The following is a 22,143-nucleotide window of genomic DNA, read 5'->3' on the forward strand; positions in this document are numbered from 1 at the left end:
ACCCGCGGGTTTACGAGCCGTTACCGTCGCCCGCATGAGCGACGAGGCAGAGGGGCGGATGCTGGGCCTTCTGCACGTGGCCATGGTCTTCGTCCAGGGCGACCTGGAGCGTGACCTGCCGGACGCTCCCCAGCTGCACGTGCACGTCGTCGAGGACGAGTGGCGCTCGGGATACCCGTTCGTCGCCCGGATCGCCGACGACGGCGAGAAGTGGTGGGGCGGCGACGAACCGCTGTACGCGCAGGACGCGGACGGGGCTCTGGTCGCCGTGGCCGGAGCGGTCCAGGACCTCCTGGCCGCGGTGTACCGGCAGGTCTGGCCGCTCTGCCCGACCCACGCGCACGGCGTCCACGTGCGCCCCGCCCCCGGCGAGCACCACGGCGAGACGCTCTACGGGCAGCCGTGGATCGGGCCGGTAGCCTGGTGGTGCCGCGGGGACGGCGGGCACATGCTTGCCGAGATCGGTCGCCTGGGGCTGTAGTTCAGGCCGGGGACGGCAGCCACTTCTTCCAGACCGACGGGTGCGCGTCGAGCCACTTCTTGGCCGCCTGGTCGGGCGACAGACCGCCCTCGGTGATGCTGCGGGCCACCTGGTTCTGGTCGGCGTCCGTCCACTGGAAGTTGGTCACCAGGTCGACGGCCGGGCTGCCGGAGTAGGCGAACGTCCGGTTCATGATCTTGTCGAGGTCGAAGGGCTGGTACCCGCACGTGACGGTCTTCGGGTCCGCGTCGCAACCGGGGGTGTACGCGGGCAGCTGCACGTTGACGAGGTCGACCTCGGACAGCAGCCACTGCGGCGAGTAGAAGTAGCCGATCAGCGGGGTACGGTCGGCGGCGGCCGCCCGGAACGCGGCGATCAGCTTGTCCTCGTCACCCGCGTAGACCACCTGATAGTCGAGGTCGAGGTTCTTCACCAACGCCTTGTCGTTCGTGACGAACGACGGGTCACCGAGCAGCAACTGCCCCTTGCCCCCCGACTCGGGCGTGACGAACAGGTCGCTGTACTGGTTGAGGTTCTTCCAGTCGGTGATGCCGGGGTACTTCGAGACCATCCACTTCGGCACGTACCAGCCGATGACGCCCCGGTTGCCCGTGAGACCGGCCTCGACGGCGACCTTGTCCGTGTCGATGTACTTCTTCTTCAGGTCGTCGTGGCCCCAGTTCTCGAGGATGACGTCGACCTTGCCGGCCGCCAGCGCCGACCACGACTTGGTCTCGTCGTTCGGCACCAGGGTGACCTTGCAGTCGAGCTGGCGGCGCAGCAGGTAGTTCACGACCGCGACGTTCGCGTCGTACCCGACCCAGGGCTGGACGGCGATGCGCACGTCCCCGCAGGAGGTCGCCTTCACGCCGGGGGCGGGGACGACGTCGACGGCGTTCGAGCCGCTGCAGGCGGCGGCGCCGAGACACAGGGCCAGCAGCGGGGCGGCGAGTCCGACGAGCCGGTTCACGAGAACACTCCCGCTTCCTCCGCGGCGAGCCGCCGCGCGAGCACCTGCTCGATCAGCGCCACGAGGGCGGTCTTCACCGACTCCCGGTCGCGGGCGTCGCAGTTCAGCAGGGGAGTGTCAGCCGAAACCCCGAGCGCCTCCCGGACCTCGAGGAGGTCGAACAGCCGGGCGTTCTCGAACTGGTTGACGGCGACCAGGAACGGGATCTCGTGCTCCTCGAAGTAGTCGATCGCGGGGAAGCAGTCCTCGACCCGCTGGGTGTCCACGAGCACGATCGCCCCGAGCGCACCGGTGACCAGGTCGTCCCACAGGAAGGCGTAGCGGTCCTGGCCCGGGGTGCCGAACAGGTACAGGCGCAGGGTCTCGTCGAGGGTGATCCGGCCGAAGTCGAGGGCCACCGTGGTGGTGTGCTTGCCGGGCACCGAGGCGGCGTCGTCCACGCCGACGGAGACCTGGGTCATGTCGGCCTCGGTCAGCAGGGGCTCGACCTCGGAGACCGCCCCGACGAAAGTGGTCTTGCCGACGCCGAAACCACCGCTGATCACGATCTTCACGGAGATCGCGACGGGCGCCGTTGCGGTGCCGGCGGCGCTAGAGCGATCGAACACGGTCGCGGATCCTCTCGATCATCTGGGTGGAGAGTTGCTGGTCGGACCGGACCACGCTGATGCTGCCGCCCGCCACCAGGTCGGTGACGAGCACTCGGGCCACGCCGAGCGGTACGCCGAGAGCTGCGGCCACCTCGGCGACGGAGGTGGCGGCGGCGGAACAGATCTCGACGATCCGGCGGGGCTCGAAGCGGAGGGTCGCGGCGGGTGGTCCGCCCGCCGCCTGGAGCAGGGTCTCGACGCGGAGTCGTTCGTCGGCGCGGGTTCGACCGCCGGTGATGACGAACGGGCGGACGGCGGGGCCGTCGGCATCCGCGCGACCGTCGAATCCGGGCCGTCCGGCGGCGCCGACCGGTCTTCGACCGGCGCGCGGCGGCGACGCGGTCGGGCCGGGCCCGCCGCTTCCCTCCGCGTTCCAGTTCGGGATCATCCGCCTGTCCGGAGGACGGAACGGCGGCGCCTGCGGGTCGTCGGTCATCGGGCCAGCCGCTGCCGGGACTCGGTGATCAGGGCCGGGGTCAGGAGCGGACCGAAACGGTCCTTCAGCATGGACATCTCGTAGCCGATCAGGCCCAGGTCGCTACCGCCCTCGGCGACCACGCCGAGGCAGCTGCCACCCGCGATGGCCGACACCAGCAGGAACCCCTGGTTCATCTCGATCATGATCAGCTTCAACCCGTGGAAGTCGTAGCGTCGCGAGGCGCTGCGCCCGAGGCTGGCCAGGCTGGAGACGATGGCGGCCAGGTGGTCGGCGTCCGTGCGGGTCAGGCCGTCGGACCCGGCGATCAGCAGGCCGTCCGAGGAGACCGCCACGGCCTCCCGCACGCCGTCGGTCTTGCGGACGAAGTTGCCCAGCAGCCAACCGAACTCGTTGCCGTCGGGGTGCATGCTCATCTGCTCTCTTCCTCCGCTGCTTCACCTCGGGCCAGACCGTCCCGCAGGGCCGCGAAACCCGCGGTCACCACGGGCGACGGGCGACCGCCGTCCACGCGCTCACCGGTGACCTCGTCGACCCCGTACTCGGTCACCTCGTCGAGGTCGATCACCCGGGTCACCCGCTGCCCGGGACCCGACGGCGCCGAGGCGGAGGCCGAAGCGGAGGCGGAACGTGCCTCGGCCGGTTCCTTGGGCACCCGCTTGCGCAGACCGTTCTTGGTCAGGCCCGGACCCGTCGGGGCATCACCGGGCTGGTCGAGCTGCACAGAGACCTCCATCGGGCTGCTGACCCCGGGATCCCGCGACACGGACACCCGGAACGGCGTGGGCGGCCGCACCTCCTCGACGGGGACGTCGACGGGCAGGTCGATCGGCGCCGAGACCGGCGAACGGCCCGAGCGGGCGGCCGCGGCCGGGATGACCGGGGCCGCGGTGACGGGCGGTCGGGCGGGGCGGGCGTCGTCCGGGCCTTGGACGACCGCCAGGGGCAGCACCGGAGTCAGCGGCTCCAGCGCCTCGACCGTGACGACGTGCTCCTCGGCCTCCTCGGCGACCGCCTCGAGCTCCTCCTCGACGACGACCGGCTCCTCCACGGTCGCCTCGATCGCGGCGGAACGTTGGGCGGGCGGCCCGCTCTCGACCGGCTTGAGGGGGACCAGCAGCGACTCGGGCAGCAGGATGCGGGCGGTCACGCCGGTCACCGGCGAGGGGATCAGCTCGACCCGGACCCCGGTCTCGGCGGCGAGCTTGCCGACCACGTGGTGGCCCAGGTAGCGGGTCGGGGCGGCGACGAAGTCGTCCTGACCCTGCAGCCGGGCGTTGGCCTCCCGCAGCTCGGGCGCCGACATGCCCATGCCCTGGTCGGTGACGGCGATCAGGTACCCGTCCGGAAGGCGCCGACCCTGGAGCTCGATGTCGGTGTCGGGCGGCGAGAACGACAGCCCGTTCTCGATCAGCTCGGCCATCAGGTGCGCGATCGAGCCGATCACCGAACCGTGCACCAGGGCGTCGTCGACCCGGCGCAGGTTCACCCGGCGGTAGTCCTCGACCTCCGACAGGGCCGCGCGCATCACGTCGGCGACCGGGAGCGCCGCCGACCACTGCCGCGGGCTGGACGCCCCGACCAGCACCAGCAGGCTGGCCGCGTTGCGCCGCATGCGGGTGGCCAGGTGGTCGAGCTCGAACAGGTTGGCCAGCGCCTGCGGGTCGACCTCCTCGCGCTCCAGGCCGGTGATGAAGCCCAGCTGGCGGCGGATCAGGTTCTGGTTGCGGCGGCCCAGGTTGGCCAGCGACTCGATCGTGTCGCGGCGCTGCACGGCCTGCTCGACGGCCAGCCCGTAGGCCGCGTTCTGCAACCGGTCGAGCGCGGTCGCCACCTGGCTGATCTCACCGGCCGCATTCGCCGAGACCGGCACCGGCGGCGGTGGACCCGACGGCGCGTCGCCGGCCTGGATCTGGCGGACGGCGGCGGGCAGCCGCTCGACCGCGACCCGGTCGGCCTCGGTGGCCAGCTCGGCCAACGGGCGGGTGATCGAGCGGGACGCGATCGAGGCCAGGTAGGCCGAGAGGACGAAGCACAGCAGCACGAGCCCGACCAGGCCGCCCAGGCGGAGCGCGGCCAGCTGCTGCACCGTGGCGGCACGCTGCTGGATCGTCGAGCCGACGTGTTCCTGCAGCTGACCCAGGTCGTCGAGCACCGTCGTCAGGCCCGACCACCACGACTGCGGGTTGACCGTGATGTGCCGGCCGTCGGCGGCGGCGACCGCGACGTCCTCGAAGGCGTCCATCACCCGCGCCGCACCCGTGCTCAGGACGAAGTCCAACGACTCCCGGTCGTCGGCCGGCGCGAGCTGCTCGAACCGGGCCAGCGCGGCCTGCTTCTGGGCGCGCATGTCGGCGAACTGCACGTACTCGCCGGCGCCGAAGCCGCCCGCGGAGAAGACGCCGTTGAGGAAGGCCCGCTCCTGGGCCATCGCCTCGGTCAGGTCCTGCAGCGCCTGCAGCGTGGCGACCCCGCCCCGCAGCTGCGCGTCACTCGCGTCACCGAGCCCAACGTCCACCTGGGTCAGCGCGGCGATGCGCGCCGTGAAGTAGCTGAAGGTGGCCTGCCGGCCGGCCTTCCCGGCGTCCACGGAGCGGCGCACGGTGGCCAGCCGGTCGAGCGCGGCGAGCGCGGTGCCGACCCGGCCCGACACGGCGGGGTCGGCGTCGGTGCCCGCGGTCCGCCGGACGACGCTCAACTGCTCGTCGACCTTGCTGCGGGCGGGGGCCAGCTCGTCCCTGAAGGCGGCGTTGCCGCCGAGGACGGCGGCGGTGATGCCCCGCTCGGTCTGCAGCTGATGGGTCAGGTCCTGGAGGGCGAGCGCGACGTCGACCGACCGGGCGGTGCGCTGCGAGCTGCGGAAGTCGCCGACCTGACCGGCGGCGATGAACCCCAGCAGCAGAAGGACGACGAGCGCGGGAAGCGCCAGGATCCGAGCGACCCGCCCCCGGATCGTCCCGCGAGATTTCTTGCTGGTCAGGCTCACGCTGGCTCCCGGATAGCTGAGCGTGAAAACTAGCAGACCGGACAAGCGTGATGTGAAGGAAAATTCGCTGCGAGTAAGGACTTAGCCCAGGTTTTACTTGAGTTCCCGCGGCACCGTGACCACGTCGACGAGGGCTCCGTTGCGCAGCACCGTCACCTCGAGCCGACGCCCGATCGCGCCCTCCACCATGAGTTTCTGGACGGCGGTCGTCGTCACCACGGGCTCGCCGTCCACGCTGATCACCACGTCGCCGCGGTGCAGTCCGGCCTCCTCGGCCGGGCTCCCGGCGATCACCTGGGCGACCTGGAGCCCGGTGCGCGAACCGACCTTGGCCGCCGCCGCGGGGGGCAGCGGGATCTGGGCGCCGGCGATGCCGAGCCAGGCGCGGCGTACCCGGCCGGTCGACATCAGGGTCTGGATGATGCCGCGCGTGGTCTCGTTGATCGGCACGGCCAGGCCCAGCCCGACCCCGGCCACCGCGGTGTTCACGCCGACCATCCGGCCCGCGCTGTCGGCCAGCACGCCACCGCTGTTGCCGGGGTTCAGCGCCGCGTCGGTCTGGATCACCTCGTCGATCACCCGGCCCGCGCCCGTCGGCAGCGACCGGCCGAGCGCGCTGACGATGCCCGCCGTCACGCTGCCGGCCAGGCCGAGCGGGTTGCCGAGGGCGACCACCAGCTGGCCGACCAGGAGCTCCTTCGCGTCCCCGAGCTCGAGCGCGGGCGGGACGGCGGCCCGGGCGTGCAGGACCGCGAGGTCCGAGAGCGGGTCGCGGCCGACGACGTCCGCCGTCACCTCGGTTCCGTCCGTGAAGGTGGCCTCGGCCCGCTCGGCGCCCTCGACGACGTGCGCGGAGGTGAGCAGGTAGCCGTCGGAGGTGATCACGCCCGCCGACCCGGCGCCCTGGCCGCGACGGGTGCGGACGGCGAGGCTGGCGACGCTGGGCAGCACCGTCTGCGCCACGTGCACGACGATGCGCGAGTACGCGTCGAGCGGCTCTTCGTCCATGTCCGGTGGAACCGCCGGTGACGATCACTTGTGCCCGCCCTTCACCGAGAGCGGAACCGCCGGGCCGGCCCTACGCTCAAGTTCGTGACCTTGGACGACCGGCGGACCGTCGGGGTGGAGGAGGAGTTCCTCGTCGTCGACGCCGCGGGCCGCCCGGTGCCGCGGGCGCCGGACATCGTCGCGGACGAGGAGCGACTCGAGCACGAGCTGCAGCAGGAGCAGGCCGAGACCGGCAGCGAACCGACGACCGACCTCGCCACTCTGATCGCCGACCTGGCCGGCCAGCGGACCGCCCTCGCACGGGCCGCCGCCGAGTACCAGGCCCACGTGGCGGCCCTGGGCACCAGCCCGGTGCCCGTACAGCCGACCACCACCCCGAACCCGCGCTACGTGAGGATGATGCGCGAGTACGGCCTCACCGCCCACCAGCAGCTGAGTTGCGGCTGCCACGTGCACGTCTCGATCTCGTCGCGCGACGAGGGCGTGGCAGCGGTGAACGCGATCCAGCCGTGGCTCGCCCCGATCCTCGCGCTGTCGGCCAACTCGCCGTACTGGCAGGGCGAGGACACGGGGTTCGCGAGCTACCGGCGCCAGGTCTGGAACCGGTGGCCGAGCGCCGGTCCGACGACCCCGTTCTCCGGGCCGGACGAGTACGACGCGGTGATCGCGGCGATGATCGGCTCCGGGGTGTTGCTCGACCGCGGGATGGTCTACTTCGACGCCCGGCTCTCGGCCCGGTACCCCACCCTCGAGATCCGGGTCGCGGACGTCTGCCCGACCCCCGAGGACGCCGGGCTCGTCGCCGCACTGTGCCGGGGCCTGGTGGAGTCGGCCCCCCTGCTCGTCACCCCGCTGCCGATCACCCGCATCGAACTGCTGCGCGGGGCGGCCTGGCGCGCATCGTACTCGGGGCTGTCCGGCGACCTGGTCGACCCGACGTCCGGGAAGCCGGCGCCGGCGCCGGCAGTGCTCGAACGGCTGGTCGCCACGATCGCACCGGCTCTGCGCCGCCACGGCGACCTCGACGCCGTCGAGGCGTCGCTGGACCGGGTGCTGGCCCGCGGCACAGGGGCCGACCTGCAGCGCGCGGCCTTCGCCCGCCGCGGCGACCTGGCCGACGTCGTCCAGGACGCCGTGGCGCGAACCACCCCTAGCCTGAGCTGATGGCGACCTACGAGGACGTGCGGCGACTGGCGATGGCTCTGCCCGGGGTGACCGAGGGGGCCCGCTGGCGGAACCCCACGTGGTTCGTCGGGACCCGGGGTTTCGCCTGGCAGCGGCCGCTGAGCAAGAAGGACCGCAAGGACCTGGGGGACGACGCCCCGCACCCCGATCGCGAGGTGCTGGGTCTCGTGGTGGAGGACCTGGGGGTCCGGGAGGGCCTGTTGGCGGAAGGCCGGCCCGGCCTGTTCACGATCCCCCACTTCGCGGACTACGCGGCCTTCCTGGTGCTGCTGGACGAAGTGGACGAGGAGCAGCTGGCGGAGCTGCTGGAGGACGCCTGGGCCGTAGTGGCTCCGCCCGCCTGATCCCCTGTAGAGGAATAGTTGCGACGTCAACTATATTGACGGGAGCAGGACCCATCCAGGAGGCGAGCCAGACATGCAGTTCGGGATCTTCACCGTCAGCGACATCACGCCGGACCCCACGACCGGCACCCCGGTCAGCGAGGCCCAGCGGATCCAGGACGTGCTGACCATCGCCAAGCACGCCGAAGAGGTCGGCCTCGACGTCTTCGCGCTCGGCGAGCACCACAACCCGCCGTTCTTCTCCTCCTCCCCCACGACGACGCTGGCCTACATCGCCGCGCAGACCTCGACACTGCAGCTGTCGACGTCGACCACGCTGATCACCACCAACGACCCGGTGAAGATCGCCGAGGACTACGCGATGCTGCAGCACCTGGCCGGCGGCCGCGTCGACCTGATGATGGGCCGCGGCAACACCGGCCCGGTCTACCCGTGGTTCGGCCAGGACATCCGCAACGGCATCCCGCTGGCGATCGAGAACTACGCCCTGCTGCGCCGGCTGTGGACCGAGGACGTCGTCACGTGGGAGGGCAAGTTCCGCTCCCCGCTGCAGTCCTTCACCTCGACCCCGCGGCCGCTGGACGGCGTGGCCCCCTTCGTCTGGCACGGCTCGATCCGCTCGCCCGAGATCGCCGAGCAGGCGGCCTATTACGGTGACGGCTTCTTCCACAACAACATCTTCTGGCCGATGTCGCACACGGCCCGGATGGTGCAGCTGTACCGGCAGCGGTTCGCCCACTACGGGCACGGCGGCGCCGACCAGGCGATCGTCGGGCTCGGCGGGCAGGTGTTCATGCGCAAGAACTCCCAGGACGCCGTCAAGGAGTTCCGCCCCTACTTCGACAACGCGCCGGTGTACGGGCACGGGCCCTCGCTGGAGGACTTCAGCCGCGAGACCCCGCTGACCGTCGGCTCGCCGCAGCAGGTGATCGAGCGGACGCTGGGCTTCCGGGACGCCGTCGGTGACTACCAGCGCCAGCTGTTCCTGATGGACCACGCGGGCCTGCCGCTGAAGACCGTGCTCGAGCAGCTCGACCTGCTCGGCGAGGAGGTCGTGCCGGTGCTGCGCCGCGAGTTCGCCGCCCTGAAGCCGGCCGGAGTGCCGGACGCGCCGACCCACGCCTCGCTCGTCGCCGCCCGCGACGCCGCCGCCGCGGCGCCGGTGGTCGAGAACGTCGAGGTGGCCTCGTGACGTCGCGCTCGCTCGTGGTGGTCAGCGCCGGGCTGACGCAACCGTCGTCGACCCGGTTGCTGGCGGACCGCCTCACCGAGGCCACGGTCTCCGCGCTGCGCTCCCGGGGCGTCGAGGTGTCGGTGCGCGTCGTCGAGGCCCGCGAGGTCGCGCACGACGTGGTGAACAACCTGCTCACCGGCTTCGCGCCGGCCGCGCTGCAGGCGGTGTTGGACGCGGTGGTCGCCGCCGACGGCGTGATCGCCGTGACGCCGACGTTCAACGCCTCCTTCAGCGGCCTGTTCAAGTCGCTGTTCGACGTGCTGCCCGACCAGGCCCTGGCCGACAAGCCCGTGCTGCTCGGCGCCACCGGCGGCACCGCCCGGCACTCGCTCGTGCTGGAACACGCTCTGCGACCGATGTTCTCGTACATGCACGCGGCGCCCGTCGGTACCGCGGTGTACGCGGCCACCGAGGACTGGGCCGGTTCGGACGGCGGTTCGGCTCCAGGTCTGGAACACCGGATCGACCGGGCCGCAGCGGAACTCGCGGATGCGATGCTCCGCCGCGACCCGGCCGAGGTGGCCGACCCGTTCGCCCTGACGACGTCCTTCAAGGACCTGCTGGGCGAGTGAGCGCGGGGGTGGTTCAGCCGGTTCAGCCGCCCGGCTGGACCACCCCGTTCACCGTGAGGGTGTACCCGGCGTACTGCTGGACCAGTTCGGTCGGCTCGTCGTAGGCGACGATCGCCACGACCCGGTCGAACGGGAGCAGCTTGGCCAGGTCGCCGGTCCTGTACGAGAAGGAGCTCTTGCCCTTCACGTCGACCTGCAGCACGACCGGGACCTTGCCGTCCCTGATGCCGACCAGCCGCACGTCCCAGCCGGTCACCTTGATCGGCAGGACCTGCGTGAGGCTGCGGAACGGCGCCACGCTGGAGCCGTCGCTGATCGTCGTGCCCCCGACGGTGATGTCGTCGAGGAGGAGCCCGCCCTCGTTGACGCCGCCGTCGCTGACGTACCGGAAGTTGATCAGCACGGTCTTCCCGGCGTAGGCGGACAGGTCGAAGCTGTGCGCCTCGAAACCGTCCGTCGTCCCGTTCAGGCCCGGCCCGAGCGGCGCCTCGACCGTCTTGTCACCCTCGATGCTGGTGTAGGTCGCCCCGCCGTCGGTGGAGACCTGCACGTAGCCGTAGTCGTACCCGGCCTCGGCGCCGTACTTCGCGAGGAAGCGCAGCGTCGGGTCGGCGGTCGGCACGGCGACGGAGGCCACGGCGCTGGCGTCGAGGCTGTTCTCGTTGCCCGACCACAGCACGGGGTTGCCCGGCCGGTCCGGGTCGTTGTTCACCACGGTCCAGCGCAGCGGCTGGGCCGGCAGCGACGTGACGCCCTTGAACGACAGGGTCTTCAGGTCCTTGGCCTTCAGCGTGGCCCCGGTCGCGTTGCGCAGCTGCACGTAGTCGGCGCCGTTCGGTGCCGCCCCGGGCGTCGCGTAGGCGCTCGGGTTGGCCAGGTTGACCGTGGAGCGCAGGCTCTTGCTGGTCACCCGGGACTTGCTGACGCCGGCGATCACCGAGTTCTTGGCGTCCCCGAGGATCTTGTCCAGCAGCACCATCGACTGGTGGTCGTGCAGCACCGTGTAGAGGTCGGCGTTCCGGCTCTTCAGCTCGTGCTCGATGCTGGCCAACCCCTGGTACTCACCGTCGCGGTGCAGGGCGCTCATGAAGTCCACGCCGTAGCGGTCGTAGAGGAACAGCATGAGCGAGTAGGCGTTGCCGTAGTCGGCGAGAACCGCGTTGGGGTTGGAACTCTCGTCCCACAGGTTGAGCGAGTTCTCCGGCCCGCCGCAGTCACGCGGGTTCGGGTTGTACTGGGTCTGCACGGGCCCGAAGCCCTGGAAGCAGTACAGGTGGCTGTCGCCGCCCTTGTCGTAGACCGTCTTCGTGGCGTCCACGTAGCCGGTCAGGGTCTGGGCGAAGTCCGACAGGCCCTCGTTCACCGCCGTCGTCTCGAACGGGTCCGTGTAGTACTGGAGCAGGTGCTGGTACTCGTGCGCGAACGTGCCCTCGTACAGGCGCGGGCGGGCCGGCCGGCTGGTGCACAGGTCGGCGGTCTGCGCGTCGACGGGGTCGGCACCCGTGCGGTGCGCCCAGTCGAAGGCGTCGATCGTCATCACGTTGCGGTCGAACAACTCGTTGAGCTGCGCCGAGAAGAAGCCCGCGATGTAGGTGGGATTGGCCGGGAACGAGTAGTAGTTGTCGTCGCGGACGTTGTCGACCAGCGTCACCGTCTTGGCGCCGTCGCCGGTGTAGTCGCCGCCGTTTCCGTTCGCATCGGGCCCGACGAGCGCGTTGGAGCCGTCCCGGTCGGGCGCGACGCTGAAGGCCTGCGACTCCTTCGGGTACATGTTCGTGTCGAACTCGTTCACGAACGACGCGACCTGCGCGTCGGTCACGGTCGTCGAGTCCGGCACCTGCGTGCGGCAGTCGCCCGCGGGGAACGCCGTGTCCTGCGCGACCCACACCTCGATGTGCTGCCCGACCCCGCGCAGCACGTAGTTCTTGCGGTACAGCGTCCCGTTGAAGTCGTCGAGGCCCAGCCACTGCCGGGTGGTCCCGACCGGCGGCGTGGCGGCCGCCGCCCGCGCGGCCTTGGCCTTGGCCGCGGCCTTGGCGCTGAACTGCTTGGGTGTGTCGACCTTCTTGCCGTCGAGCAGGTAGTCGGTGCGGCCGATCTCCCGCACGTCGCTCGACTTCCCGCTGGGGGCGGTCTCGGGGGCCGCCTGGGCGGTGGCCACCGGGACCGCGACGACGGCGGCCAGCGGCAGGAGGAGGGCGGCGAGGAGGTGTGGAGTCCGGGTGCGCTGTCTGATCACATGTCCCCCGTCGGGTTGAAGATCACGATCTGGACGTAACGGGCAACTCATAGTGACGGCTTGTTCCCCGGCTCACAACCCGTGCACAGCTTCCACCGGTCTCCACCGGCCGCTAGCGTCCCAGCGGGCTGCTCCCGAACCGCTCGACGAGCTGGGCGGGGTCGTCGTACGTCTCGACGGCCCCGGCCTCCCGCAGCTCACACGCCGCCCGGCCGCCGCAGAGCAGCCCCACCGTGTCGATGCCGAGCGCCCGGGCCGACTCGACGTCCCAGCGGGTGTCGCCGACGACGACCACCCGATGCGCGGCGGCCGGTTCGAGGCCGACCTTCTGCAGGGCGAGCGCGAACAGGTCCGCGGCCGGTTTGCTCGCCTCGACGTCCTCGCCGCTGAGTACGTGGTCGAAGTACTTGTCGGGGCCGAGCTGCTCGCGCGCGTAGTCGAGGTGCTGCGGGTTGCCCGAGGAGGCCAGGACGACGGTCAGCCCGGCCTCGTGGGTGCGTTCGAGCAGTTCCTGAGCACCATCGAAAGCCCGCGTACGGTAAAGATACTCGTCGTAGATCCGCTTCCAGGCGGCCCGCACGTCGTCCCCGAGGCGCTGCTCGATCTCGTCGCCGGCGACCGCGGCGACCAGCCGGTCGCCGCCCATCCCGATCGCCGCGTGCAGCCGCCAGGCCGGTTGGGGCACCCCGTGTTCGGCGAAGGCCCGGTCCCAGGCCACCACGTGCCAGTAGTTGGTGTCCATCAGCGTGCCGTCCACGTCGAACAGGACGGCTTCCAGCTGGTCGCTCACGTCGGTCCCCTCAGGCCAGGAACCCCTTCAGGGTCCACGCATTGCGTACGGCGTGACCTTCGCCGTCGTTGTTGAAGTAGACCTGCACCTGGGCCCCGGCGCCTGTCCACTCGCGCACCCGCTCGGCCCACCAGCCGAGGTCGACGTCCGAATAGGAGCCTGCGTACAGGTGCTCCGGGTCGGGCCCGTGCATGCGCACGTAGACCAGATCGGACGTCCGGCGCAGGACGCACGGCAGGTGCGCACCGCTCATCACGACGTAGGCGGCGTTCCGGCGCGTCAGGAGGTCGAAGACGTCGTCGTGGAGCCAGCTCTCGTGGCGGAACTCGACTGCGGCCGGGACCCGCGCCGGGAGCGCCCGCAGCACGCCGTCCAGCGCGGCGTCGTCCCGCGGCAGGGTGCCCGGCAGCTGCAGCAGGAGCGGCCCGGCGTAGGCACCCAGCACGTCGTAGGAGCGCACGATCCGCTCGACCCACACCTCGGGGGAGCGCAGCCGACGCGCGTGGGTCAATCCGCGCGGCGCCTTCACGGCGAACCGGAAGCCGCGCGGCACCCGCTGCTTCCACGCGGCGAACGACGCATCCTTCGGCCAGTGGTAGAACGAGCCGTTCAGCTCGAGGGCGTCGAACTCCTCGGCGTAGCGCTCCAGCCACAGCCGCTGCGGGACACCTTCGTAGAGAACGTGTTTCCAGTGCGGATAGCTGAAGCCCGAGGTGCCGACGCGGACGTTCAGAACGTCTCCGCCATCGCCTTCGTGAACGCCGGGAGGTCGTCGGGCTTGCGGCTGGTGACCAGCGGCCCGGCGCCGTGGGTGTCGACGACGACCTCCTCGTCGACCCAGTCGGCGCCCGCGTTGCGCAGGTCCGTCTGCAGGCTGGGCCACGAGGTGAGCCGGCGCCCCTGCACGGCACCCGCCTCGACCAGGGTCCACGGGGCGTGGCAGATCGCGGCGACCGGCTTGCCGATGTCGATGAAGCCCTTCACGAAGGCCACCGCGTCCGGCGACTGGCGCAGGAGGTCGGGGTTGGCCACCCCTCCGGGCAGCACCAGGCCGTCGTAGTCCTCGACGCCCGCCCGGTCCACGGGCAGGTCGGCCTCGAACACGTCGCCCTTGTCCAGGTGGTTGAAGGCCTGGACGCTCTGGGCGTCGCCGCCGACCACCAGGACGGGCTGCCCGCCGGCCTGCTCCACGGCCTGCCAGGGCTCGGTCAGCTCGACCTGCTCGACGCCCTCGGGGGTGACCAGGAACGCGATCTTCTTGCCTGCCAGTGACACCGTCGACCACTCCTCATCCACTGTTGCCCTGCGGTCTCACTGTGGGCAGACCGGGTCAAGGTCGCATCCGCAGATGCCGATATCCACACCCCGGGTTTGGCCGACCGAGCAGTAGAGGCCAAACTGGCAGCAATGGAGGGGAGTACTCCGCTCGCGGTGATGTTCGTCAGCACGGTGCCCCGCGCACCCGGCGTCACCGGCCCGACCACCCGCGACCGCGGGGAGCCGGGTGGAGGAGACCTCCGGTAATTCCGCATGGAATGACACCGGAGGTTTCGTGCACGTCTCCAGCGAGTGGTGGGCAGCGATGCTCACCACCATCACCGTCCTGCTGGTCGTCGACCTGGCGATCGGCTCCCGGCATCCCGGCACCGACATCCGGCGCAGCCTCCGCTGGGTCGCCCTGTACGTCGTGGCCGCCCTGGTCTTCGCGGTGGCGGTGCTGGTCGGTTTCGGCGGCACGTACGCGGGCGAGTTCGTCGCGGGCTGGCTGACCGAGTACAGCCTCAGCGTCGACAACCTCTTCGTCTTCCTGGTCCTGATGACCCGGTTCGCCGTCCCGGTGGCCCTGCAGCTGCGCGTGCTGACCTACGGCATCGTGATCGCGCTCGTCCTGCGGTTCCTGCTGATCCTGGCCGGAGCGGCCGCGCTGCACCGGTTCTCGTGGCTGTTCTACGTCTTCGGCCTGTTCCTGCTCTGGACGGCGCTCAACCTGATGCGTGGCGAGCACAAGCCGACCGACGAGGAGATCGTGGCCGGCGGCGAGGTGGAGCCGCCGGCCATCGCCCGGTTCGTCGGGCGGATCATCCCCAGCACCCCCGTCTGGCACGGCACCAGACCGCTGATCCGGGAGGGCAACCGGTGGCTGGCCACCCCGATCGTGGTGACGATGCTGGCCATCGGGTTCACCGACGTCCTGTTCGCGCTCGACTCGATCCCGGCCATCTTCGGGCTGACCCAGGAGCCGTTCCTGGTGATCAGCGCCAACGCCTTCGCCCTGATGGGCCTGCGGCAGCTCTTCTTCGTGGTCCGCGAGGTGCTCGACCGGCTGCGGCACATCGACAAGGGCCTGTCGATCGTGCTCGCCTTCATCGGCGTGAAGCTCATCCTCGAGGCGCTGCACGAGAACGAGCTGCCGTTCCTCAACGGCGGCCACGGCTTCGAGCAGGTGCCCACGGTCTCGACGGCGGCGTCGCTGGGCATCGTCCTGGGCGTGCTGGCCGTGACGACCGCGACCAGCATGGTCGCCGTCCGGTTGGAGGCCCGGCGCGAACGCCTCCGGCCGCTGGTCGCCAGCGGGGCGTCGAGCGTCTCAGAGGGTGGCGGCGAGGGCGCGACCGGCCGTCCGCCCCGAGAACAGGCACCCGCCCAGGAACGTCCCCTCCAGCGACCGGTAGCCGTGCATCCCGCCGCCCCCGAAGCCGGCGACCTCCCCGGCGGCGTAGAGCCCCGGCAGCACTGACCCGTCGGACTTGAGTACCCGGCCCGACAGGTCGGTCTCCAGCCCGCCCAGCGTCTTGCGGGTGAGGACGTGCAGCTTCACCGCGATCAGCGGCCCGGCCTTCGGGTCGAGCAGCGCGTGCGGTGATGCCACCCGGACCACCTTGTCGCCCAGGTACTTCCGCGCGGCGAGGACGGCGTCCACCTGGGCGTCGCCACCACCGGCCGCCGTCGCGGCGTCGCGTTCCTCGACCAGCTTCCGCACGGCGGCCGCCTCGAGCGGCGGGGCGTCGGTGAGCGAGTTCATCCGCTCCACCAGGGTTTCCAGGTCGGGCGCGGAGACGAAGTCGACGCCCCGGTCGACGAAGGCCTGCACAGGCGCCGGCGGCCCGGGCAGGATGCGCGAGAGCAGCTGGCGGACACTCTTGTTCGTCAGGTCGGGGTTCTGCTCCGACCCCGACAGGGCGAACTCCTTCTCGATGATCCGGGCCGTCAGCACGAACCACGTGTAGGGGTGGCCCGTGGTCATGATGTGCTCGAGCGTGCCGAGCGAGTCGAACCCCGGGTAGTAGGGCGCGGGCAGCCGGTGGCCCGTCGCGTCGAGCCACAACGACGACGGCCCGGGCAGGATGCGGATGCCGTGCCCCGGCCAGATCGGGTCGTAATTGGTGATGCCCTCGGTGTAGTGCCACATCCGGTCGCGGTTGACGATGTTGCCGCCCGCCGCCTCCGTGATGCCGAGCATCCGCCCGTCGACGTGCGCCGGGACACCGGTCAGCATCGACTCCGGCGGGGTGCCCATCCGCTCGGGCCAGTTGGCGCGCACGAGATCGTGGTTGCCGCCGATCCCGCCCGAGGTGACCACGACGGCCCGGGCGCTCAGCGCGAAGTCGGCGACCGTCGTCCGGCTGCTCGTGACGCCGCGTGGGAGCGCGGAGGACTCGAGGACGACGCCGCTCACCCCGCCGACGGCCCCGCCGTCGAGCGTCAGGGCGTCCACCCGGTGCCGGAACCGCAGCTCCACCTGCCCGCGCGCCGCGGCCTCGCGGACCCGGGCGGCGAATGGGGCGACGACGCCCGGGCCGGTGCCCCAGGTGATGTGGAACCGGGGCACGGTGTTGCCGCTCGCGGTCTCCCCCGGCGCGCGGCGCTCGGCCCAGCCGACCACCGGGAAGATCCCGATGCCCTGTTCCCGCAGCCAGGAACGCTTCTCACCGGCCGCGAACTCCACGTAGGCGCGGGCCCACTGCCGCGGCCAGGTGTCCTCCCGGTCCCGGTCGAACCCGGCGGTGCGCTGCCAGTCGGCCCAGGCGAGCTCGAACGAGTCGCGCACCCGCATCCGCCGCTGCTCGGGCGAGTCCACCAGGAACAACCCGCCGAACGACCAGAAGGCCTGCCCGCCGAGGTTCGCCTCGTTCTCCTGGTCGAGCAGGATCACACGCTTCCCGGCGGCGGCCAGTTCCGCGGTGGCGACCAGCCCGGCCAACCCCGCTCCGACCACGATGACGTCTGCGTCCACGGGGTCAGCCTGACACGTAGGCAAACCTGTGAACCACGCCTACGCTGCTGGGTACTGGTTCGAAGAGGTCCGGTGGATGCCGTGGGCTGGCTGATCGCGTTGGTCGTGGTGACGGTCGTGGTCGTCGTGTGCCCGCTCGGGCCGGGCGGCTGGCAGCGGGCGCCGACGGGCTGGCGCGGGGTCGTGCTGAGGCCCGTGATCCGGTTGCTCGGCCTGGTGACCCGGCCGGTGCGGGCGCTACGGCGCCGCCTGCACCCACCGCCCCCGCCGGACCCGTTCGAGGCCTTGCGGGTGCAGACCCGGCTGGGCGCGGTGGCCGAGGAGATCCGCGTGCTGCACGTGGACGAGGCGGTCTACGCGCGGGCCGCGCGACTCGAGGCCCGCTCCGCGGCCTACGACGCCCTGCTGCTCGAGGCCTGCGCCCTGGCCGGGATCCCGGAACAAGCGGACGGCGGGCGCCGGGCCGACGTGCGCCTGCGCCGGGAGGTCGAGCTCGCCGAGCGCGGCTGGAGCTGGTGACGTTGACTGTCCCGCGTGAGATTCCGTAGACCGGGCCGCGCCGACGTGCGCGCCGCCGCTCGCAAGCACTTCGGCTGGAAGACCCTGCGGGCGGGGCAGGAGGAGGCGGTACGCGCGTTGCTGGCCGGGCGCGACACCCTGGTCGTGATGCCCACGGGGGCCGGGAAGTCGGCGGTCTACCAGCTGGCCGGGCTCCTGATCGACGGGCCGACCGTTGTCATCTCGCCGCTGATCTCGCTGCAGCGCGACCAGCTGGCCGGCTTGGCCCGGCACGGGGACGCCGGCCTCGAGGGGGTGGCCGTGAACTCGGCCCAGCCGGCGGCCGCGACCGAGCAGGCGTGGTCGTCGCTGACCACCGGCGAGGCCGAGTTCGTGTTCCTCGCCCCCGAACAGCTGGCCAACGAGACCGTCGTCGAACGGCTGGCCACCGCCGGGGTCTCGCTGCTCGTGGTGGACGAGGCGCACTGCGTCTCCGCGTGGGGCCACGACTTCCGCCCCGACTACCTGCGCATCGCCGACGTCCTCGAACGGTTGGGCCGACCGACCGTGGTCGCGCTCACCGCCACCGCCTCCCCGCCGGTGCGCGAGGAGATCGTCGATCGGCTGCGGATGCGCGAGCCCGAGCTGGTCGTGCAGGGCTTCGACCGGCCCAACCTGCACCTCGGCGTCCAGCGGTTCACGCAGGCCCGGCACAAGGAGGACGCGGTGCTCGACCAGGCCGCCGCGCTCACGAGCGAGCTGGGCGGGTCGGGCATCGTCTACACGGCGACCCGCAAGGGCACCGAGCGGTACGCGGCGGCCCTGGTGGAACGGGGTGTGCCGGCGGCGGCCTACCACGGCGGGATGGCCGCGGCCGAGCGCGAACAGGTGCACCACGGCTTCCTCGACTCCTCGGTGCGCGTGGTCGTGGCGACGTCCGCGTTCGGGATGGGGATCGACAAGCCCGACGTGCGCTTCGTGCTGCACGCCGACATCGCCGAGTCCCTCGACTCGTACTACCAGGAGATCGGCCGGGCGGGGCGCGACGGGCAGCCCGCGCGCGCCGTCCTGCTGTACCGCTCGGAGGACGTCGGGCTGCGCAGCTTCTTCGCCTCGGGAGGCCCGGACCTGGACACGATCACCCAGGTCGCCGACGCCGTCCGGGCCCACCGGGGCGCCACCCCCGGCGAGCTGAAGGAGGAGCTGTCCCTCACCCACACCCGCCTCACCCACGCGGTGAACCTGCTCGAGCAGGCCGGGGCGCTGGCCTTCGACGGGGCGGGTCACCTGACCTACACCGACCCGTCGGTGCCGACGGCCGCCGCGGTGGCCGCGGCCGGGCAGGTGGCGGGGTCGCACGAGGCGGTCGACCGGTCGCGCGTGGAGATGATGCGCGGCTACGCCGAGACCAGCGGGTGCCGGCGGCAGTTCCTGCTCGGCTACTTCGGCGAGACGCTGCCCGGGCCGTGCGGCAACTGCGACGTCTGCGAGGAACGCGTGGTCGACGTGCGGGACGCGGTGGTGGACGGTCCCTACGCGCTGAACGACCGGGTGGTGCACCGGGAATGGGGGCCGGGCGTCGTGATGCGCCCCGAACCCGACCGGGTGACCGTGCTGTTCGAGAGCGTCGGCTACCGGACCCTGGCCCTGGCCGCCCTCGAGGCCGACCACGGGTTGCTGGCTACCGAGCCGTGACCGCCGGGCTGGAGCTGGGCCCGCTGGACGCGGTGCCGGTGAACTCGAACTTCCACCGGCCGGGCCGGGTGGTGGGCACCGTGACCTCGAGCGCGCCGCCGGCGCCCGTGCGCACCTCACCGTAGAGCTGGAAGGTCTGCGAGCCGGCCGGCAGGAAGAGCAGCCGTACGAGGCGGCCGCGATAGCCGCGGTACGCCCGCCGGTCCCAGTCCGCCCGGTTCAACCGGGCCCGCACGGTGGTGCCGGCCGGGCCGGCCGAGGCGCGGGGCGTCGTCCAGGCGGTCCGGCGGCGCAGGGCCGCGGTCGCGGTCGTCAGGACGGCGGCGCCGTCCTCCCGGTAGAGCGTGAGGGTCACGCCGCTGCGGCCGGCGTCGGCGTTGTGCAGCAGACCGGCCCGGACGACGCCCGCGGGCCGCTCGCTCGTCGCCGCCAGGTGGGCGGTGGCCCAGTCGAGCGTCCACGAGGGTGCCGGACAGCCCGTCGACGAGACGGTGAAGCCGCGGCTCACGTCACGCAGGCCGACGACGAGACTGCCGGGCGCGACCGTCGTCCCGGCGCAGGTGGCCGCCGTCCGGACCGGGGCGGCCGGGACGACCGTGATCGTCACGACGAAGGCCAGGGAGAGCAGCATCGGCAGGGCGATCCCGCCGGCGCGGCCGGGACGCGGTTCGAGGGCTGAGGCGGGCAGCCACGCCGTCCAGCGCGCCCACACCGTCGTCCCGACCACGTCGATCCCCTCCCACTTGCTGAGGGTGACGTTACGACCGCGGAACGTTAAATGCCGTGCCGACGAACGCCGATCCGCCCTTCTCCCGATCCGGTTTCCTCCTTCCGTCCCAACTGCGCGGTTCGGGTGAAGGAGGGGACCGACCCTGGCCAGACCGGCCGAATCTCGGCAGGATCGGTCCATAGGTCACGGAAGGGGCGAACATGGCGACCATGCCACCACCGGGCGGCAGGCAGTACCCGCCGGCTCCGTCGGACCGTACGCCGACGCGCATCACGGGCGTCGTGCGCACGCGTCCCGGCGTCTGGCGCATCGCCTGGGGCGTCTGCCTGGGCCTCTTCCTCTACACGATCATCTCCGCCGTGATCGCCGCGGTCGTGATCCTGGTGCTGGGCGGGTCGCTGTCGAGCGACTTCTCGTTCAAGTAACCGGCGCTTTCGGGCGCGGCCTGAAACGAAATGCCCCGGCTGTCCGATAAGGGGGGTGGCCGGACGTGTTAATTCGGCCGTATTTCGACCTGAACCTGCAGCTAGATGTAGCGTCCGGTCGAACGGCACCACCCGGGGGAATCCGACGATAGCGGCGAGAGCCGCACAGAGGCGAGGCAAGGGACGATGCGTTACGTAGGCAGGCACCGCGCTCCGCGGCCGCTGTACCTGCGTCGGCCGGTGGTCGGCGGGGTCGCGATCGTGCTGTTGCTGGGCGGTCCCGCGCTGGCCTACGGCACCGGGTCCTTCGGCAAGACGGGCAACGAGGGCGCCCTGCCCCCGGCGGCGACCAGTTCCGCACCGGACGTGGTCGTGCCGACCGACGAGTCCGTCGTGCCCACCTCCGACCCCGACCCGACCGCGCCCACCACGGCCCCGTCGACCGGGACCGTCGTCGAGACCACCGTGGACTCGAACGGGCACGTCACCACGACGACCCGTACGACGACGCACTCGACGAAGCCGCCGACGACCAAGCCGCCGAAGCCCACCAAGACCAAGGACCCGGACCCCCCGGCCATCAGCGGGCTGACGGTCAACGTCCCGGCGACCATCGCCTCGGGCGGCACCCTGAACGGTTCGGCGACCGCCTCGGGCGGTACTCCGGGCTACACCTACGACAAGGTCGGGGGCTCCGGCTGGGTCACCGTGTCGGGCGGCGGAGCGATCGGCGGTACCGCCCCCACCCTGGCGGCCGGCGACGACGACCAGCTGTACGCGGTCACGGTCAAGGTCACGGACTCGAAGGGCCAGACCAAGACGGTCACCGCCGGTGGGCTCGTCAAGGCGCCCGAGGCTCCGCCGCCCGCCGACCCGGCGGCCTGATCCCGCACACGGGTAATGCTCAGAATCCGACACAGGAGTGTCGGATTCTGAGCATTACCGGTTCCTGACCATCGTTCGCGCTCACCTCGTGTTCATGAGCGCCGGGAGCGGTCGTCGAACAGCGAGGTCTTCTCGAGGTACCGCGTCGCCGCGGTTCGAGGCGGCAGAACCCGGCGTCGAGCGCGGTTGAGCGATACCGGGACGCGACCTTGACGTGCAGTCCCGCCGCATCTGACCGATCGGTCGGCCTTCAAGGGTTCAACTACCCAGCGTGACGCGGACAAGGGTCGACCCCGCCGTTCGTTCTCGCGCATCTCGACCGTGCGCGGAACGTACGACGGGGTCGGCCCTGTCACCCTCGGCTACCGCGGCCGGACAACCGCGACAGAGGGAGTGGTGACCGACGAGCGCCCGGGAAACTCGAATCCCGACCGCCCGCCGGTGTCTAGTCCTCGTCCAGACGCTGCTGGGGGATACCGGCCAGCAGAGCCCGAACCTCGGACTCGCGGTAGCGGCGGTGCCCTCCCAGCGTTCGGATCGACGAGAGCTTGCCGGCCTTCGCCCACCTCGTCACGGTCTTGGGATCGACACGGAAGAGCGCGGCGACCTCAGCCGGTGTGAGCAGCGGCTCGGCGTCGGGCGAACGGGTGGTCATGTCAGCCTCCAGGAACGGGGCGGATTACCCCGGCTTCCGACATCGTGCCTTGCCTTCCCGCTCCGGGGGAACAATCCAGACGGATGATCCCCCATCAGGAGGAAGCATGACGTTAGTCGGGTACAG

At 71.6% G+C, this 22,143-nt stretch carries 22 protein-coding genes and 1 pseudogene; 10 read left to right on the forward strand and 13 right to left on the reverse strand.

The features are described from left to right. The first annotated feature begins 34 nt into the window (after positions 1–34). The gene (locus tag ACIB24_RS01405; RefSeq protein WP_398274075.1) at positions 35–481 is read left to right on the forward strand and encodes a hypothetical protein; all 447 of its coding nucleotides are present in this window, start codon (positions 35–37) and stop codon (positions 479–481) included. A gap of 1 nt (position 482) precedes the next feature. Here ACIB24_RS01405 and ACIB24_RS01410 read toward each other — a convergent pair whose 3' ends face one another. The 6 genes from ACIB24_RS01410 to ACIB24_RS01435 form a co-directional block, all read right to left on the reverse strand. Further along, the gene (locus ACIB24_RS01410) at positions 483–1,421 is read right to left on the reverse strand and encodes an ABC transporter substrate-binding protein (protein WP_398276685.1); all 939 of its coding nucleotides are present in this window, start codon (positions 1,419–1,421) and stop codon (positions 483–485) included. 26 nt (positions 1,422–1,447) lie between these two features. After that, positions 1,448–2,059, reverse strand: coding sequence for a GTP-binding protein (locus tag ACIB24_RS01415; RefSeq protein ID WP_398274078.1), 612 nt, complete (start codon positions 2,057–2,059; stop codon positions 1,448–1,450). After that, positions 2,043–2,537 (reverse strand): DUF742 domain-containing protein, encoded by a 495-nt coding sequence (locus ACIB24_RS01420; RefSeq protein ID WP_398274081.1) that lies wholly within the window; start codon positions 2,535–2,537, stop codon positions 2,043–2,045. Before ACIB24_RS01420 ends, ACIB24_RS01415 begins: the two co-directional genes overlap by 17 nt. Next, positions 2,534–2,953, reverse strand: a complete 420-nt coding sequence (locus ACIB24_RS01425; RefSeq protein ID WP_398274084.1) for a roadblock/LC7 domain-containing protein — start codon at positions 2,951–2,953, stop codon at positions 2,534–2,536. The genes ACIB24_RS01420 and ACIB24_RS01425 overlap by 4 nt, the downstream gene beginning before the upstream one ends. After that, on the reverse strand, positions 2,950–5,523 hold the full coding sequence (locus ACIB24_RS01430) for a sensor histidine kinase (RefSeq protein WP_398274087.1): 2,574 nt from the start codon (positions 5,521–5,523) through the stop codon (positions 2,950–2,952). The genes ACIB24_RS01425 and ACIB24_RS01430 overlap by 4 nt, the downstream gene beginning before the upstream one ends. A 93-nt stretch (positions 5,524–5,616) precedes the next feature. Beyond that, positions 5,617–6,531, reverse strand: coding sequence for a S1C family serine protease (locus ACIB24_RS01435; RefSeq protein ID WP_398274090.1), 915 nt, complete (start codon positions 6,529–6,531; stop codon positions 5,617–5,619). 84 nt (positions 6,532–6,615) lie between these two features. Between ACIB24_RS01435 and ACIB24_RS01440 the strand changes: the two genes are divergently transcribed. From ACIB24_RS01440 to ACIB24_RS01455, 4 genes are all read left to right on the forward strand, one after another. Then, the gene (locus tag ACIB24_RS01440; RefSeq protein WP_398274093.1) at positions 6,616–7,695 is read left to right on the forward strand and encodes a glutamate--cysteine ligase; all 1,080 of its coding nucleotides are present in this window, start codon (positions 6,616–6,618) and stop codon (positions 7,693–7,695) included. Beyond that, positions 7,695–8,060, forward strand: coding sequence for an MmcQ/YjbR family DNA-binding protein (locus ACIB24_RS01445; protein ID WP_398274096.1), 366 nt, complete (start codon positions 7,695–7,697; stop codon positions 8,058–8,060). Before ACIB24_RS01440 ends, ACIB24_RS01445 begins: the two co-directional genes overlap by 1 nt. A 73-nt stretch (positions 8,061–8,133) precedes the next feature. Then, positions 8,134–9,252: an LLM class flavin-dependent oxidoreductase gene (locus ACIB24_RS01450; RefSeq protein WP_398274098.1), complete on the forward strand. Its 1,119-nt coding sequence runs from the start codon at positions 8,134–8,136 to the stop codon at positions 9,250–9,252. After that, the gene (locus ACIB24_RS01455) at positions 9,249–9,866 is read left to right on the forward strand and encodes an FMN reductase (RefSeq protein ID WP_398274101.1); all 618 of its coding nucleotides are present in this window, start codon (positions 9,249–9,251) and stop codon (positions 9,864–9,866) included. Before ACIB24_RS01450 ends, ACIB24_RS01455 begins: the two co-directional genes overlap by 4 nt. Before the next feature lie 22 nt (positions 9,867–9,888). Here ACIB24_RS01455 and ACIB24_RS01460 read toward each other — a convergent pair whose 3' ends face one another. The 4 genes from ACIB24_RS01460 to ACIB24_RS01475 all read right to left on the reverse strand — a co-directional run bounded on the left by ACIB24_RS01460 (position 9,889) and on the right by ACIB24_RS01475 (position 14,170). After that, on the reverse strand, positions 9,889–12,105 hold the full coding sequence (locus ACIB24_RS01460; protein WP_398274104.1) for a peptidase M6 immune inhibitor A: 2,217 nt from the start codon (positions 12,103–12,105) through the stop codon (positions 9,889–9,891). A 112-nt stretch (positions 12,106–12,217) separates the two neighbouring features. Then, a complete protein-coding gene (locus ACIB24_RS01465) occupies positions 12,218–12,895 on the reverse strand; it encodes an HAD family hydrolase (RefSeq protein ID WP_398274107.1) in 678 nt (225 codons plus the stop codon). 10 nt (positions 12,896–12,905) lie between these two features. Further along, positions 12,906–13,736, reverse strand: a complete 831-nt coding sequence (locus ACIB24_RS01470; protein ID WP_398276688.1) for a DUF72 domain-containing protein — start codon at positions 13,734–13,736, stop codon at positions 12,906–12,908. Next, positions 13,625–14,170, reverse strand: a complete 546-nt coding sequence (locus ACIB24_RS01475) for a type 1 glutamine amidotransferase domain-containing protein (RefSeq protein ID WP_398274110.1) — start codon at positions 14,168–14,170, stop codon at positions 13,625–13,627. Before ACIB24_RS01475 ends, ACIB24_RS01470 begins: the two co-directional genes overlap by 112 nt. Before the next feature lie 277 nt (positions 14,171–14,447). On the opposite strand from ACIB24_RS01475, the pseudogene ACIB24_RS01480 reads away from it, so the two are divergent. After that, a pseudogene (locus ACIB24_RS01480) lies at positions 14,448–15,407 on the forward strand (TerC/Alx family metal homeostasis membrane protein); the annotation flags it as partial. A 75-nt stretch (positions 15,408–15,482) separates the two neighbouring features. On the opposite strand, the gene ACIB24_RS01485 reads toward ACIB24_RS01480, so the two are convergent. After that, complete coding sequence (locus ACIB24_RS01485; RefSeq protein WP_398274112.1) at positions 15,483–17,129, reverse strand: FAD-binding dehydrogenase; 1,647 nt, start codon at positions 17,127–17,129, stop codon at positions 15,483–15,485. A 72-nt stretch (positions 17,130–17,201) separates the two neighbouring features. Here ACIB24_RS01485 and ACIB24_RS01490 point away from each other — a divergent pair, with 72 nt between their 5' ends. Continuing rightward, complete coding sequence (locus tag ACIB24_RS01490; protein WP_398274115.1) at positions 17,202–17,648, forward strand: hypothetical protein; 447 nt, start codon at positions 17,202–17,204, stop codon at positions 17,646–17,648. A 15-nt stretch (positions 17,649–17,663) separates the two neighbouring features. Then, positions 17,664–19,322: a RecQ family ATP-dependent DNA helicase gene (locus ACIB24_RS01495; RefSeq protein ID WP_398274118.1), complete on the forward strand. Its 1,659-nt coding sequence runs from the start codon at positions 17,664–17,666 to the stop codon at positions 19,320–19,322. On the opposite strand, the gene ACIB24_RS01500 is transcribed toward ACIB24_RS01495, so the two are convergent. Continuing rightward, entirely contained in the window at positions 19,309–20,049 is a 741-nt protein-coding gene (locus tag ACIB24_RS01500) for a hypothetical protein (protein ID WP_398274120.1), read from the reverse strand. The genes ACIB24_RS01495 and ACIB24_RS01500 overlap by 14 nt on opposite strands. Before the next feature lie 284 nt (positions 20,050–20,333). Between ACIB24_RS01500 and ACIB24_RS01505 the strand changes: the two genes are divergently transcribed. Both ACIB24_RS01505 and ACIB24_RS01510 read left to right on the forward strand, forming a co-directional pair. Next, a complete protein-coding gene (locus ACIB24_RS01505; RefSeq protein WP_398274123.1) occupies positions 20,334–20,477 on the forward strand; it encodes a hypothetical protein in 144 nt (47 codons plus the stop codon). Between the two features lie 186 nt (positions 20,478–20,663). Further along, entirely contained in the window at positions 20,664–21,362 is a 699-nt protein-coding gene (locus ACIB24_RS01510) for a hypothetical protein (RefSeq protein WP_398274126.1), read from the forward strand. A gap of 445 nt (positions 21,363–21,807) precedes the next feature. Here the strand turns inward: ACIB24_RS01510 and bldC are convergent, their stop codons facing one another. Next, on the reverse strand, positions 21,808–22,017 hold the full coding sequence (bldC, locus tag ACIB24_RS01515; RefSeq protein ID WP_052533586.1) for a developmental transcriptional regulator BldC: 210 nt from the start codon (positions 22,015–22,017) through the stop codon (positions 21,808–21,810). Positions 22,018–22,143: the final 126 nt, after the last annotated feature.

This window comes from Spongisporangium articulatum (assembly GCF_044465595.1).
Classification (GTDB): domain Bacteria; phylum Actinomycetota; class Actinomycetes; order Actinomycetales; family Kineosporiaceae; genus Spongisporangium; species Spongisporangium articulatum.